A 15,071-nucleotide genomic window follows, 5' to 3' on the forward strand; every position below is an offset into this window, starting at 1 on the left:
GACGCTACCGCGCCGCGGACCGCCGGCCGGCCGGCACCGCGGCGCACGGCTCGCCGGCCGACAGCCGCCCGTCCCGCATCGTCGCCACGCGGTCGAGCCGCGGGAGGTGCGCCTCCTCGTGTGTCACCAGGAGCGTCGCCGTGCCGCGCTCCCGGGTGAGGCGGACGATCAGGTCGACGATCGCCGCACCGCGCTCGGTGTCCAGGGCGCTCGTCGGCTCGTCGACCAGCAGCACCGACGGCGCGTTCATCAGCGCGCGGGCGATGTTCGCCCGCTGCCGCTGACCGCCCGACAGCTGCGCCGGGCGGGCGTGGGCGCGGTCCGCGAGACCGACCTCCGCGAGCAGCTCGTCCGCCCGCGCCGTCGCCGAGCTCCGCCGCCGGTCGCCGAGCCGGTCCATGACCAGCAGCTGCTCGCGGGCGGTCAGCGCGGGCAGCAGGTTCGCCTGCTGGAAGACGATGCCGATCCGCGAGCGGCGCAGCCGGGCCGCCCCCGCGCGGGACAGGCGCGACACGTCGTCGCCGTCGATCAGCACGCGGCCGGAGTCCGGGCGGATCAGCGTCGCCGCCAGGGCGAGCAGGCTGGACTTGCCGGAGCCGCTCGGGCCGGTCAGCCCGGTCACGGTCCCCGGCCGGCACTCGAGGTCGGCCCGGTCGACGGCGGTGAGGCGCGAGCCGCCGTCGTCGAAGGTGAGGGTGGCGTCGTGCAGTTCGATCATCGTGCGCTCCCGAGTGCGGTGAGGGGGTCGGTGGAGACGACGGCGCGCAGGGCCGCGGCGGCGCCGAGCAGTCCCAGCGCGATCATCAGGGCGGCCGGGGCCAGCGTGGTCACGGGGCTGAGCAGGAAGGGCAGGGCGGAGCCGGCCAGGCTCCCGAGCCCGACCACGGCGAGCAGCCCCGCCCCCGTCCCGGCGATCAGCACGACGAGGGCCTGGCCGAGGGAGTCCCGGAGGAGGGAGCGCGTCGAGGCGCCGAGGGCCTTCAGGACGGCGATGTCGCCGGAGCGCTGCATCGTCCAGACCGTGAAGAACGCGCCGACGACCAGCGCGGCGATCCCGAAGAGCATCGCGACCATCAGCAGCAGCGAGCCGATCTCGGACCGGAACGAGCCGATCGCGGTGAGCGCGGCGAGCGGAGCGCGCGAGACCATGCCGGTCGCCGCCTCGCCCGCCGCCCAGTCCGGCGAGCCGCGCACCGCGAGGACGGTCGCGTCGGCCGGTGTTCCGAGCGAGGCCGCGAGCGCCTGCCAGGCGGCGAGCGGGAGGCGGACGACGGGGGTGTGGCTGTACCAATCGTCGCCGCCGATCGAGGAGACGACGGCGGAGGTGCCCGCGATGCTCACGGTGTCGCCGACTCCGACGCCGAGCGCTCTCGCCGCCGGTGCCGAGAGGGCGATGCCGCCCGGGTCGGCCGGCGCCCCGAGCGCCGCGTCGACCCCGAGGACGGCGACCGCGACGCGCGCGCCGCCCGCCTCCGCCCGGGCCTGCAGCACGCCGAGCGGCTCGACGGACGCGACGCCCGGCAGCGCCGCCCACTCCGCCTCCTGCTGCGCGGTGACCGAGGAGTCGGCGAACGAGGGTGCGTCGGCGCCGGCCGAGAAGACGAGGCGGTCGGCGGGGACGCCGAGCACCGCCGAGACGTTCTGCAGGGCCAGACCGCCGGTCAGGCCGGAGAGGAACCCGACCAGGAGGGTGAGCAGCGCGACCACCGCGCCGATGAGCAGGAATCGGCCGCGTGCGGAACGCAGCTCGCGCCAGGCGACGAACACGGGGACCTCCAGGGAGTCGATGCCGCGGGATCGGCGGCCCCTCCAGCCTGGAAGCGGCGCGCATCCGGCGCATCGTGCGGTCGACCGGGGGCGCCGCCCGCTCTTCGAGGGACGGCCGCCTCCTCCTTTCGCACGATGACAGGCAGCCCCGCGGTGCGTAGCGTTCCCCCGTGCCGCACACTCCGCTCGCCCCCGTCCTGACGGGACTGCGCGCGGGACTGCACCTCCTGGTCGGCGGCCTGCTCGCCCTGGTCGCCGTGCGCACGCTCGTCGAGCCCGGCCCGAGCACTCCGGCGGTGCTCCTGCTCTGCCTCCTCCTGCTCGGCGCGTACCTCGCCGGGCCGCGCTGGACGGCCCGCTCGCGGCGCCGCGGGCTGCTCTGGCTCGCGGGAGTGACCCTCGCCTGGGCCGCTCTCGTCCTGCTCGAGTCCGACGCCGCCTACCTCGCGTTCCCGCTGTTCTTCCTGGCGATGCACGTGCTGCCCCCGCGGGCGGCGATCGCCGCGGTGCTCGGCCTCACCGCCATCGCCGTCGCCGCCCTCGGCTGGGACGACCGGTGGAGCATCGGCGGGGTCGTCGGGCCGGTGATCGCCGCCGGCATCGCGATCCTGATCGGCCTCGCCGCGCGGGCGCTGGCCCGCGAGGCGCGCGAGCGGGAGGAGCTGCTCGCCGAGCTGCTCGCCACCCGCGACCGGCTCGGCGCGAGCGAGCTCGCGGCCGCCGTCGCCGAGGAGCGCTCCCGGCTGGCCCGCGAGATCCACGACACCGTCGCGCAGGGCCTCTCCAGCATCCAGATGCTGCTGCACGCGGCCGAGCGGGCGGACCCCGGACGGCCGGGCATCGAGCACGTCCGGCTCGCCCGGGAGACGGCCGCCGCCGATCTGCACGAGACCCGGCGCTTCATCCGCGAGCTCTCCCCGCCCGCCCTCGACAGCGAGAGCATCGACGGAGCGCTGCGGCGACTGGCCGCCACGCACTGGGAGCGCTCGGGAGTCGTCGTCACGGTCGACGCCGAGGACGGCCGCGCGCTGCCGATGCAGACGCAGACCGCGCTGCTCCGGCTCGCCCAGGGCGCGGTCGCGAACGCACTGCAGCACTCGGGAGCGAGCACGGTCGCGCTGACGCTCCGCAGCGACGGTCGGACGGCCCGCCTCGAGATCGCGGACGACGGGACCGGCTTCGACCCCGAGGCGGACACCCCCTCGGCCCGGCCGGACTCCTTCGGCCTGCGCGCGATGCGCGATCGGGCCGAGCAGCTCGGCGGGCGGCTGGACGTCGACTCCTCGCCGGCCGGGACGACGGTCCGCGCCGAGCTCCCCGTGGCAGGCGCCGCGTGATCGGCGTGCTCCTCGTCGACGACCACCCCATCGTCCGCGCCGGGCTGCGCGCGCTGATCGGCGCGGAGGACGGTCTGACCGTGGTCGGCGAGGCAGGCTCCCCCGCGGAGGCGATCGACGCCGCCGCCCGCCTGCACCCGGACGTGGTGCTGATGGACCTGCGCTTCGGCGCCGACCGCCAGACCGGCGTCGACGCGACGCGGGCGCTGCGCTCCTCCGCCGAGCCGCCCTCCGTCCTCGTCCTCACGACCTACGACACCGACGCGGACATCCTGGGCGCGGTGGAGGCCGGCGCGAGCGGCTACCTCCTCAAGGACGCGCCGCCGGAGGAGCTGCTCGCGGCGATCCGCGCGGCCGCCGCCGGCGAGAGCGCGCTCGCCCCCGCCGTCGCCACGCGGCTGTTCGAGCGGCTCCGGTCCCCCGCCCCGCGGCTCAGCGCCCGCGAGACCGAGGTGCTCGCCCTCGTCGCCCAGGGCCTCAGCAACACCGAGGTCGCCGCCCGGCTGTTCGTGACCGAGACCACCGTCAAGTCGCACCTCGCGCACGTGTTCGCGAAGCTCGGCGTCACCTCCCGCACCGCGGCGGTCTCGGCCGCGCGCCGCTCGGGCGTGCTGCGCTGACCCCCCGGCGGACCCCGCGGGTAGACTCCCCTACCGTGACCGACGAGACCCGCCTCCCCCGAACCACCGTCAGCAAGCTCGCCGCCCTCGAGGACGGCCCGGTGCGCGTCGCCGGCTGGGTCGAGACCGTGCGCGATCAGAAGAAGGTGCAGTTCGTCGTCCTCCGCGACGAGTCCGGCGCCGTGCAGCTGGTGAACCCGGCCGTCCGCGAGGCCGTCGAGGGCGACGACGCCTCCGCCGCGAAGCTCGCGATCACCGAGGCGATCTCCGGGCTCGCGCAGGGCTCGTTCGTCAGCGTGACCGGCCAGCTCAAGCACGACGAGCGCGTCAAGCTCGGCGGCCTCGAGGTCAAGCTCGAGTCGCTCGAGATCGTCAGCGCGTCGATCCCCGAGGCGCCGATCGCGGCCGACTCCGGCATCGACAAGCGGATGGACTGGCGCTTCCTCGACCTGCGCCGCCCCGAGCAGAACCTGATCGCCCGGGTGCAGACCACGTTCGAGCACGCGCTGCGCACGTACTGGATCGAGCACGACTTCATCGAGATCCACACGCCGAAGCTGATGGCGAGCGCCTCCGAGTCGCGCGCCGAGCTCTTCGAGGTCGAGTACTTCGAGACCAAGGCGTACCTCGCGCAGAGCCCGCAGTTCTTCAAGCAGATGGCGCAGCCGGCCGGCTTCGGCAAGGTCTTCGAGGTCGGGCCCGCGTTCCGCGCCGACCCGAGCTTCACCTCCCGGCATGCGACCGAGTTCACCAGCGTCGACGCCGAGGTGTCCTGGATCGACTCGCACGAGGACGTGATGGAGCTGCACGAGCAGCTGATCGTCGCCGGCCTCACCGCGGTCGTCGAGAAGCACGGCGAGGCGATCAAGGCGCTCTTCGACATCGACCTGCGCGTGCCGACCACGCCGTTCCCGCGCATCCCGCTCGCCGAGGCCAAGCGGATCGTCGCCGAGCGCGGCTACGAGGTGCCCCGCGCCGACGACGACATGGACCCCGAGGGCGAGCGCCGCATCGCGGCCTACGTGCAGGAGGAGTTCGGCCACGACTTCGTCTTCCTGACCGACTACGCCTCGAGCATCCGGCCGTTCTACCACATGCGCCGCGAGGGCGACGGGACGATCACCAACAGCTACGACCTCATTTACAACGGCGTCGAGATCTCCACCGGCGCGCAGCGCGAGCACCGCGTCGACGTCCTCGTCGAGCAGGCGCGCGAGAAGGGCCTGGAGCCGGAGGAGCTCGAGTTCTACCTCGACTTCTTCCGCTACGGCGTCCCCCCGCACGGCGGCTTCGGCATGGGCCTCTCCCGCGTGATCATGCTGATGCTCGGCCAGGCGAACCTCCGCGAGGTCACCTATCTCTTCCGCGGCCCCACGCGCCTGCTGCCGTAGGCGTCGGCGGACCGGGGTCTCCCCCATGCTGATCGAGTAGCCCTCGCAGAGGGCGTATCGAGATCCACCCACCGAACGACGGCGGGTCTCGATACGCCGCCGCGCGGCTACTCGACCAGCATGAAGGCGCGCACGCGTCCGCCTCATGCTGCAAGCGCGGGCGTCCGTCTCATGCTGATCGAGTAGCCCTCGCAGAGGGCGTATCGAGATCCACCCACCGAACGACGGCGGGTCTCGATACGCCGCTGCGCGGCTACTCGACCAGCATGAAGGCGTGCACGCGTTCACTTCATGCTGCAAGCGCGGGCGTCCGATTCATGCTGATCGAGTAGCCCTCGCAGAGGGCGTATCGAGATCCACCCACCGAACGACAGCGGGTCTCGATACGCCGCTCCGCGGCTACTCGACCAGCATGAAGCGCACAGCCGCCCGCTTCACGGTGCGCGCGAGCGCCCGCCCCCATTGCACGCAGGCATCCGCGCCATGTCGAACGTGGGCGTCCGTCTCATGCTGATCGAGTAGCCCTCGCAGAGGGCGTATCGAGATCCACCCACCGAACGACGGTGGGTCTCGATACGCCGCTGCGCGGCTGCTCGACCAGCATGCGGACGCGCGTCAGCGGGGCAGGCGCTCGTACGGGACGCGGCGGCTGAGCCAGGCGAGCAGCCCGGCGACGAGCGCCGCGACCGCCGCGGGGACGAGCAGCAGCCAGAGCGCCGACGTGACCGCGACGAGCGCGAGCGCCACCGCAGCGACGCCGGCGCCGATCGCGAAGTTCCAGCGCACGTCCGTCGCCACCCCGGCCTCCGGTCGCGCCCAGAGCACGACGAGCGCCGTCGCGATCGGCCCCAGCAGCAGCCCGAGCACGAACCAGCGCCAGCGCGAGCGGCCCTTCTGCTCGGCGAGGCCGGCCGTGACGATCGCGAGAGCGAACCAGAGCCAGCCGGAGCCTTGGGTGAGAGTCATGCCCGGAGCCTACGGCGCGGGCAGGATCATCAGGTCGAGGTAGTCGGTCAGGCAGGCCACCATGTCGACCGCGTCGTTCTCCAGCAGCCACTGCAGCTGGATGCCGTCCCAGAGCGCGATGATCGAGGCGGCCACCCGGTCCGGATCCGCGCCCTCGCGCAGCCGGCCCGCGGCGCGCAGCTCCCGGAGCTGGCCGGCGTAGTCCGCCCGCAGCCGCTGGAAGCGCGACGCGAAGAAGTCGCGCCCCGGGTGCTCGTCGGTCGTCGACTCGCCGCAGAGCACCGCGTAGAGCTCGATCACGCCGGGCGCCGTCTCGTTGTAGCGGGTCTGGCGGACGATGCCCTCGACGAGCCCCTCCTCGGGATCGACGGGCGTCGAGCCGTCGCCGGTGATCCGGTCGCGGTGCTGCAGCACGGCCAGGAGCAGATCGGTCTTCGACGGGAAGTAGTGCAGCAGGCTCGTCTGGCTGAGCCCGACCCGGTCGGCGACGTCCTGCAGCGAGCCGCGCGCGTAGCCGCGGGCGGCGAAGACCGCGTGCGCCGCCTCGATGATCGCGCGCCGGCGCTCGGCCGACTTCGCGTAGGGGCCGCGGCGCGCGCTCCGGGTGGTGCCCGCCTCCGCCATCGGCCGCTCCTCGCCCTCGAAGTGCCGGCTGCGCAGCCGGTCGATCGCCCAGCGTAGCGCGCGCTCGGAGCGACCGAGCGGTGCCCTCCACCAATTTCGAGTACGCACTCGAAATTGTGGTAGCGTCCGGATCAGCCGGGCGGACTGGTCCCGGACTCCACCACGATGAAGTGAGGGACACATGCATCCGTTCACCCGGCGACAGCTGCTCGCCGCGGGCCTCGGCACCGCGGCACTCGGCGGCCTCACCGCCTGCTCCACGCCCGGCACCGTCTCGGTCAACGCCGGCGCGGCGATCCCGGCGGCCGACGGGCCGATCCGGCTCCAGTACTGGGCCTGGCTGAAGGACCTGCAGAAGGTCTGCGACGTCTGGAACGCCTCGCACCCCGAGGTCCAGGTCGACGCGGTCTGGATCCCCGGCGGCAACGCCGGCGGCTATCAGAAGCTCTACTCGGCCCTCGCGGCCGGCGGCGGTCCCGACCTCGGCCAGGTCGAGATGCGCTCGCTCCCCGAGTTCCTGCTCGTCAACGGCCTCGTCGACCTCAACCGCTACGGCGCCGAGGACTACGCCGACCGCTACGACCCGACCCTCTGGGGCCAGGTCAGCTACACCGGCGGCGTCTACGGGATCCCGCAGGACAGCGGCCCGATGGCGCTGTTCTACCAGCCGGAGATCTTCGACAGCGTCGGCGCCGAGACGCCCACAACCTGGGACGACTGGGCCGCGGTCGCCACCGAGCTGCGCGGCGTCGACTCCTACATCGACTGCTTCCCGCTCGCCGACGCCTCCGTCTTCGCCGCCTTCGCGACGCAGGCCGGCGCGCAGTGGCTGAAAGCGGAGGAGGACGGCTGGGTCATCGACATGACCGACGAGGCCACCACGAAGGTCGCCGCCTTCTTCGACTCCGCGATCGACCAGGACCTGGTCGAGGTCGGCTACGGCGCCTACTCCCCCGCCTGGTTCGCGGCCGCCGCGAACGGCGGGATCGCCTCCTGCACGACGGCGAGCTGGGGCGACGCCCTGATCGAGGGCGTCAGCGGCGGGGCCGGCAAGTGGCGCGCGGCGCCGATGCCCGTCTGGGAGGGCACGGGCTACGGCTCGAGCTTCCTCGGCGGCTCGACGGCCGCGGTCTTCGCGAACAGCAAGCACCCGAAGGAGGCGCTCGAGTTCGCCGTCTGGATGACCACCACGCAGGAGGGCATCGACGCGATGATCGCCAACAGCGGCATCGGCTGGTCCCCGGCGGTCGGCGAGATCGGCTCGGTCCGGAAGGGCCCGAGCGACTTCTTCAGCGGTCAGAACTACAACGAGGACGTCTTCGTCCCCGCCGCGACGGAGCAGAACCCGGACTGGTCCTGGTGGCCGGTGACCCAGCAGTCGTTCAACATCCTCAGCGACGGCTTCCGCAAGAAGGCGTCCGGGCTCTCGCTCGTCGACGCCGTCGCGCAGGCGGAGCAGCAGATCATCACGGTCTTCCAGAACAAGGGCCTCAGCATCAGGAAGGCCTCCGCATGACCACCACGACCTCCCCCGCCGCCGCCGCGGTCGCCGCCACCTCGAGGGCGCCCGGCGCCTCGAAGCGGAGCCGCTCCGTCACCCGCGCCCCGTGGATCCTGCTCGCGCCCTTCCTGGCGCTCTTCGTCCTCACCTTCATCATCCCGATCGTCGTCGCCATCGGCTCGAGCTTCACGAAGGTGACCCGCTCGGGCCTCTTCGGCGAGGCGGGCGTGACCAGCGGCTTCGCCGGCTTCGACAACTACGCCCAGGCCCTCGCCGACGGCAACTTCATCGCGTCGATCGGCCGGATGTTCCTCTTCGGCATCGTGCAGGTGCCGATCATGATCGCGCTCTGCACAGTGCTCGCGCTGATGCTCGAGTCCGCCTCCGCGCGCTTCCCCGGCTTCTTCCGCGCCGCCTACTTCCTGCCCTACGGCGTCCCGGGCGTCATCGCCACGATCCTGTGGTCCTTCCTCTACGTGCCCGGGCTCAGCCCGATCATCGACGCGGCCAACGTGGTCGGCCTCGACCCCGACTTCCTCGGCGCGAACTCGGTGCTCTGGTCGATCGCGAACATCTCGCTCTGGAGCTACACCGGCTACAACATGCTGATCATCGTCGCTCAGCTGAAGTCGATCCCGGTCGAGCTCTACGAGGCCGCGAAGGTCGACGGCGCCTCCACCTGGCGGGTCGCGCGGAGCATCCAGCTGCCGCTGATCCGCCCGGCCCTGGTACTCACGACGATCTTCTCGATCATCGGCACGCTCCAGCTCTTCGCCGAGGCGCAGGTGCTGAAGACGGTCGCGCCCGCGATCGACAGCCAGTACACGCCGAACCTCAGCGCGTACACCACCGCCTTCGCCTACAACGACTACAACGTCGCCGCCGCGCAGGCCGTGCTGATCGCGCTCGTCGCGTTCGCCCTCTCCTTCACGTTCCTCTCGATCTCGAACAGGAAGTCCTCATGAGCACGACGGAGCGCGCCACCGCCGATGCGCCCACGACCACCGGCATCGTCACCGCGGAACGGCCCGCGAAGGCCGGCCGCGGCCCCGACCGCTCGGCCGGGCGCAGCCGCGCCTCGACGATCATCGTCACCGCGATCCTCGTCGTCGTCGCGATCTACTTCCTGATCCCGGTCTACTGGGTCGTCGTCGCCGCGACGAAGACCACCGGCGACCTCTTCGCCACCTACGGCTTCTGGTTCGCGCCGACCTTCGCGCTCTGGGACAACCTGGGCCAGGTGCTGACCTACGACGGCGGCATCTTCGTCCGCTGGTTCCTCAACTCCGTGCTCTACGCCGGGGTCGGCGCGCTGCTCGCGACCTACCTCGCTGCGGCGGGCGGCTACGCGCTGGCGAAGTACGAGTTCAAGGGCAGCAAGCTCGTCTTCGGCACGATCCTCGCCGGTGTCCTCGTCCCCGGCACCGCCACCGCGCTGCCGCTGTTCCTGCTCTTCAGCCAGATGGGCATCGCGAACACCTACTGGAGCGTGCTGATCCCCTCGCTGGTCTCGCCGTTCGGCCTGTTCCTCTGCCGGATCTACGCGCAGGCGACGGTCGACACGGCCATCATCGAGGCCGCCAGGATCGACGGCGCGAGCGAGCTGCGGATCTTCCACACCCTCGGGCTGCGGATCCTCACCCCGGCGCTGGTCACCGTGTTCCTCTTCCAGCTGGTCGGGATCTGGAACAACTACTTCCTGCCGCTCGTGATGCTCTCGGACACCGAGCTCTTCCCGATCACCCTCGGCCTGAACAACTGGCTCAGCCAGGTGGACCGGCTGCCCGAGTTCTACGAGCTCACGACCGGCGGCGTCCTGCTGTCGATCATCCCGCTCGCCATCGCCATGATCGTGCTGCAGCGCTTCTGGCGCGGCGGCCTGACCGAAGGATCCGTCAAGTGACCCTCGCCCCGACGTCCTCCCACTACCTCAACGACACCGGCCCCGGCTCCGGTCGGCGCCGCGCCGCCCGCTCGTGGCTGCACACCGACGCACCGACGCTCTCGCTCGACGGGGACTGGCGCTTCCGCCTGCTCCCCGCCGCACCGGGCACGCCCGGCGGCGCCGACGCGCTGCCCGAGGGCGAGGGTGTGGACGACGTCGGGGCGGAGTCCTTCGACGACTCCGGCTGGGACGTGCTGCCGGTCCCGTCGCACTGGGTCCTCCAGGGCGACGGGCGCTACGGCCTCCCCGCCTACACCAACGTGCAGTTCCCCTTCCCGACCGAGCCGCCGTTCGTCCCGGACGCGAACCCGACCGGCGACCACCGCCGCAGCTTCGAGCTGCCGGAGTCGTTCGCCGGCGCCGAGGCGGTCGTGCTCCGCTTCGACGGCGTCGAGTCGCGCTACCGCGTCTGGGTCAACGGCGTCGAGATCGGCATCGGCTCGGGCAGCCGGCTCGCACAGGAGTTCGACGTCACCGAGGCGATGCGGCCGGGTGAGAACCTCGTCGTCGTCCGCGTGCACCAGTGGTCCGCGGCGAGCTACGTCGAGGACCAGGACCAGTGGTGGCTGCCGGGGATCTTCCGCTCGGTGCACCTGATCGCCCGCCCCATCGGCGGCGTCGAGGACGTCTTCGTGCGCGCCTCCTTCGCCGCCGGCGCGGGCCGGATCGAGACCGAGCTGACGGCGGGCGAGGCGGCCTTCCCGGTCACCCTGCGGGTCCCCGAGCTCGGCATCGAGACGGTCTGGGCGAGCGCCGGCGACGTCGCTCCGATCGAGGTGCCGGCCGTCGAGCCGTGGTCGGCGGAGGCACCCCGCCTCTACGACGCCGAGGTCGCCTCCTCGGGCGAGACGGTCTCGCTCCGCCTCGGCTTCCGCACCATCGAGATCCGCGGCGACCGCTTCCTGGTCAACGGCGAGCGCGTCGTCTTCCACGGGGTCAACCGCCACGAGACGCACCCCGACCGCGGCCGCGCCTTCGACGAGGAGTTCGCCCGCGCGGACCTCGCGATGATGAAGCGGTTCAACGTCAACGCGATCCGCACCAGCCACTACCCGCCGCACCCGCGCCTGCTCGACCTCGCCGACGAGCTGGGCTTCTGGGTGATCCTCGAGTGCGACCTCGAGACCCACGGCTTCGAGCGCCACGGCTGGAAGGGCAACCCCAGCGACGACCCGGCCTGGCGCGAGGCGTACCTCGACCGGATCGAGCGCACCGTCGAGCGCGACAAGAACCACCCGAGCATCGTGATCTGGTCGCTCGGCAACGAGGCCGGCACCGGCGCGAACCTCGCCGCGATGTCGTCCTGGGTGCACGGCCGCGACCCCGAGCGCCCCGTGCACTACGAGGGCGACTACACCGGCGCCTACACCGACGTGTACTCGCGGATGTACTCGTCGATCCCCGAGACCGAGCAGATCGGCCGCGACGACTCGCGCACGCCGCTGCTCGGCTGCTCGGCGGGCGAGTCGGCGCGCCAGCGCTCGAAGCCGTTCCTGCTCTGCGAGTACGTGCACGCGATGGGCAACGGCCCCGGAGCGATCGACCAGTACGAGGACCTCGTCGACCGCTACCCGCGGCTGCACGGCGGCTTCGTCTGGGAGTGGCGCGACCACGGTCTGCGCGCCCGCACGCCCGAGGGCGTCGAGTACTACGCCTACGGCGGCGACTTCGGCGAGGTCGTGCACGACGGCAACTTCGTGATGGACGGCATGGTCCTCTCCGACGGCACGCCGAGTCCGGGGCTGTTCGAGTGGAAGCAGATCGTCGCGCCGGTGCGCGTCATGGTCGAGGCGGACGCCGTGCTGGTCGAGAACCGCCGGCACGACGCCTCGACCGCCGACCTGCGCTTCGCGTGGCGGGTGGAGCTCGACGGCCGGGTCACCGCGGAGGGTGTGCTCGACGCTCGCTCGATCGCGGCGGGCGACTCCGCGCGCCTGGCGCTGCCCACCTTCGACGTGCCGACCGGCGGCGAGGCGTGGCTGACCGTCGACGCGGCGCTCGCGTCGAGCACGGTCTGGGCCGAGGAGGGGCACGTGATCTCCACCGGTCAGCGCCGTCTCTCCGCGCTCGCACCGATGCCCGCTTGGGCCCGCTCGCCCCGGAGCGGCGCATCCGTCGAGGGCGCTCTGGGGCTCGCGAGCTTCCGGAACGGCCGGCTCACCGCCCTGGCCGGGCTGGCGGTCGACGGACCGCGCGCCGAGCTCTGGCGCGCGCCGACCGACAACGACGAGGGCGACGGCTTCCCCGGGTACACGGAGGGCGACCCGCGCGCCGGCAACGGCAACGGCGTGCCCGCGCCGTCCTCCGCGTCGCGCTGGCGCGAGGCGGGCCTTGACCGGCTGGTGGGCCGGGTCGAGTCGGTCGACACCTCGTCGGGGGTCCGCCGACGCACCCGCTGGTCCGCCGCCGACCTCGACGCGGCACTCCTCGTCGAGGAGCACTGGAGCCTCGACGGCGACGGAGTCGTCCTCCGGGTCGACCTGGTGCCGACCCGCGGCTGGGGCTCGGTCTGGCCGCGGCTGGGCGTCCGGCTCGACCTCCCGGCGTCGGTCGACGGCGCGGAGTGGTTCGGCACCGGTCCGCGGGAGTCGTACCCCGACAGCATGCGCGCGACCAGGGTCGGCCGCTTCTCGGCCGGCATCGACGAGCTGAAGACGGAGTACGCGCGCCCGCAGGAGAACGGTCACCGCAGCGCCGTGCGGGAGCTGGTCCTCAGCGAGGGCGGGTCCGCTCGCCTGCGCATCGAGGCGGCAGCCGACCTGCACGGCCGGCTCCCCGGCTTCACGCTCGCGCGCCACACCGCGCACGAGCTGACGGCGGCGGGCCACCCGCACGAGCTGCCCGCCTCGACCCGCTCGGTGCTCACGATCGACGCCGCCCAGCACGGCCTCGGCTCCCGCGCCTGCGGCCCGGACGTCTGGCCCGACTTCCAGCTGCGCCCGGAGGCCCGCACGATCCTGCTGCGCTTCACCGCCGCCGCCTGACGCCCCCTGCTGACCGCGCAGCCCGCGCAGCGGGCGCCGCTCATGCTGATCGAGTAGCCCGCGCAGCGGGCGTATCGAGATCCACCCACCGAACGACGGTGGGTCTCGATACGCCCCCCGGGCTACTCGACCAGCAAGAAGGACGGCTGCGCCGCGCTCCCCCTCCATGCTGATCGAACAGCCGGCACAGCGGGCGACACCATGCTGATCGAGTAGCCCTCGCAGAGGGCGTATCGAGATCCACCACCGTCAGCACCCGGGTCTGCAGACCAACCGTGCTGACGACGGCGGGTCTCGATACGCCCCTGCGGGGCTACTCGACCAGCATGGAGGACGACTGCGTCGCGCCCTTCCAGAGCACGCTCCCCCGATCGAGCGGCCCGCGCAGCAGGCGACGACACCATGCTGATCGAGTAGCCCGCGCAGCGGGCTTATCGAGATCCACCACCGTCAGAACCCGGGTCTGCAGACCAACCGTGCTGACGACGGCGGGTCTCGATACGCCCCTGCGGGGCTACTCGACCAGCATGGAGGACGACTGCGTCGCGCCCTTCCAGAGCACGCTCCCCCGATCGAGCGACCCGCGCAGCAGGCGACGACACCATGCTGATCGAGTAGCCCTCGCAGCGGGCGTATCGAGATCCACCACCGTCAGAACCCGGGTCTGCAGACCAACCGTGCTGACGACGGCGGGTCTCGATACGCCCCTGCGGGGCTACTCGACCAGCATGGATACGCCCCTGCGGGGCTGCCCGACCAGCAGGAAAGGCGCCGGCTCGTCGAGCGGAGCCGACGCCCTCTTCCGGACATGTCCGCAAGCGGCGCTTGCGGCGGGGAGGCCCGACTCCGGACACTGGGGACTGCCTGGTCGGCGCAGACGACCACTCGGGGCGACCCGAACCCTCCCCGAGTGGTCGGGACCTTCTCGGCACCTGGGCCGGGAAGCCCGGACCGGAGCCGCGCCGCTACTGCTCGGCCGGCCCCCCCGGGGCCGCCCGGCCCTCCTCCGCCGACCAGGCCGCTCCCAGGGCGAAGAGAGTCGGAGCGCCGTAGTGCTCCATCGCGGCGGAGATGCGGCGCCGGCCCGTGCGCGGGTTGATCCCCAGCCGGTGCGAGGCCGTCTCGAGGGTGAGGCCCGTCCGCATCAGCCGGAGCAGCGACGTCCAGCTCTGCTCGGCCGCATCGACCGGCAGCGCCTGCCGCCACAGCTGCTCGAAGTACGCGCTGACGAGTCCGGCGAGCGCCTCGTGCCGCACGCCCAGCACGCTCGTCGGCCGGGTCTCGCCCCACTCGAACGGCACGGCCAGGTACTCGCCGTCGACCCAGAACCAGCTCGGCATCGTCTCGAGCAGGCGGTACTCCACCCCGGCCTTCTGGTAGGCCTCGATCCGGGCGAGCACCCGCGGGTCGCGGACGCTCTCGGCGGGGATGATGACCCGCACCCGGTCCTTCGCCGCCAGCGCCTGGCCGAAGCGCAGCGCCCGCTCGGTCGGCGGATCGAGGAAGCGCTGCACGTCCGGGAGCACCGCGACCAGGGTTCCGGAGTCGCTGCGGACGAGGTCGAACCAGAGGTCCTCCGAGGCGTGCGGCCCGTGACGCAGCAGCGTGGGGACGAGATCGTCGGCGGCGGCACCGACCGACCACGCGCCGAGCAGCGAGGGCAGGTCGCCGATGAGTCGCTCGATGCCGTCCAGCGCCTCGAGCGTGGCTCGGCGAGCCGCCACGGTGTGCCGGAGGACCGCGTCCGCCGCCCAGTCGGCGGGCGGGACGTAGGCGATCTCCTCGCCCTCGCCGCCGAGGAGCCCCAGAGCGCGGAACCGGTCGACGGCGATCCGCACGTCGCCCGGCGCCAGGTGGACCAGCTCCGCCGCCGCCGCGATCGTCCGAGGACGACCGCGGTGCAGCGCCGCGATCAGACTGTCGTCACGCACCGGGC

Annotated in this window: 12 protein-coding genes; 7 read left to right on the forward strand and 5 right to left on the reverse strand. The window is 72.8% G+C overall.

Translation table 11 applies throughout. The annotated features are described in order from the left end of the window. Positions 1-4 precede the first annotated feature (4 nt). Positions 5-718, reverse strand: coding sequence for an ABC transporter ATP-binding protein (locus EDF17_RS07990; RefSeq protein ID WP_123446607.1), 714 nt, complete (start codon positions 716-718; stop codon positions 5-7). Then, complete coding sequence (locus tag EDF17_RS07995) at positions 715-1,767, reverse strand: ABC transporter permease (RefSeq protein ID WP_123446608.1); 1,053 nt, start codon at positions 1,765-1,767, stop codon at positions 715-717. Before EDF17_RS07995 ends, EDF17_RS07990 begins: the two co-directional genes overlap by 4 nt. A gap of 170 nt (positions 1,768-1,937) precedes the next feature. Here EDF17_RS07995 and EDF17_RS08000 point away from each other — a divergent pair, with 170 nt between their 5' ends. The 3 genes from EDF17_RS08000 to aspS are packed head-to-tail and all read left to right on the forward strand — an operon-like array spanning position 1,938 to position 5,115. Beyond that, complete coding sequence (locus EDF17_RS08000; protein WP_123446609.1) at positions 1,938-3,104, forward strand: sensor histidine kinase; 1,167 nt, start codon at positions 1,938-1,940, stop codon at positions 3,102-3,104. Beyond that, a complete protein-coding gene (locus EDF17_RS08005) occupies positions 3,101-3,724 on the forward strand; it encodes a response regulator transcription factor (protein ID WP_123446610.1) in 624 nt (207 codons plus the stop codon). The genes EDF17_RS08000 and EDF17_RS08005 overlap by 4 nt, the downstream gene beginning before the upstream one ends. Positions 3,725-3,759: 35 nt before the next feature. Continuing rightward, on the forward strand, positions 3,760-5,115 hold the full coding sequence (aspS, locus tag EDF17_RS08010; RefSeq protein WP_243615965.1) for an aspartate--tRNA(Asn) ligase: 1,356 nt from the start codon (positions 3,760-3,762) through the stop codon (positions 5,113-5,115). Between the two features lie 615 nt (positions 5,116-5,730). Here the strand turns inward: aspS and EDF17_RS08015 are convergent. Both EDF17_RS08015 and EDF17_RS08020 read right to left on the reverse strand, forming a co-directional pair. Beyond that, entirely contained in the window at positions 5,731-6,081 is a 351-nt protein-coding gene (locus EDF17_RS08015; protein ID WP_123446611.1) for a hypothetical protein, read from the reverse strand. Between the two features lie 9 nt (positions 6,082-6,090). Then, complete coding sequence (locus EDF17_RS08020; protein ID WP_243732830.1) at positions 6,091-6,813, reverse strand: TetR/AcrR family transcriptional regulator; 723 nt, start codon at positions 6,811-6,813, stop codon at positions 6,091-6,093. A gap of 73 nt (positions 6,814-6,886) precedes the next feature. Here EDF17_RS08020 and EDF17_RS08025 point away from each other — a divergent pair, with 73 nt between their 5' ends. From EDF17_RS08025 to EDF17_RS08040, 4 genes are read left to right on the forward strand one after another with little or no spacing between them, the layout of a single operon-like run. After that, positions 6,887-8,221 carry an extracellular solute-binding protein gene (locus EDF17_RS08025; RefSeq protein ID WP_123446613.1) on the forward strand — a complete coding sequence of 445 codons (1,335 nt, stop codon included), beginning with the start codon at positions 6,887-6,889 and terminating at the stop codon, positions 8,219-8,221. After that, positions 8,218-9,171, forward strand: a complete 954-nt coding sequence (locus EDF17_RS08030; protein ID WP_123446614.1) for a sugar ABC transporter permease — start codon at positions 8,218-8,220, stop codon at positions 9,169-9,171. Before EDF17_RS08025 ends, EDF17_RS08030 begins: the two co-directional genes overlap by 4 nt. After that, a complete protein-coding gene (locus EDF17_RS08035; RefSeq protein WP_123446615.1) occupies positions 9,168-10,109 on the forward strand; it encodes a carbohydrate ABC transporter permease in 942 nt (313 codons plus the stop codon). Before EDF17_RS08030 ends, EDF17_RS08035 begins: the two co-directional genes overlap by 4 nt. After that, the gene (locus EDF17_RS08040; protein ID WP_123446616.1) at positions 10,106-13,135 is read left to right on the forward strand and encodes a glycoside hydrolase family 2 TIM barrel-domain containing protein; all 3,030 of its coding nucleotides are present in this window, start codon (positions 10,106-10,108) and stop codon (positions 13,133-13,135) included. The genes EDF17_RS08035 and EDF17_RS08040 overlap by 4 nt, the downstream gene beginning before the upstream one ends. Before the next feature lie 965 nt (positions 13,136-14,100). Here EDF17_RS08040 and EDF17_RS08045 read toward each other — a convergent pair. Then, positions 14,101-15,066, reverse strand: a complete 966-nt coding sequence (locus EDF17_RS08045; RefSeq protein ID WP_123446617.1) for a hypothetical protein — start codon at positions 15,064-15,066, stop codon at positions 14,101-14,103. Positions 15,067-15,071: the final 5 nt, after the last annotated feature.

Source organism: Rathayibacter sp. PhB1, from assembly GCF_004362935.1.
Classification (GTDB): Bacteria; Actinomycetota; Actinomycetes; order Actinomycetales; family Microbacteriaceae; genus Rathayibacter; species Rathayibacter festucae.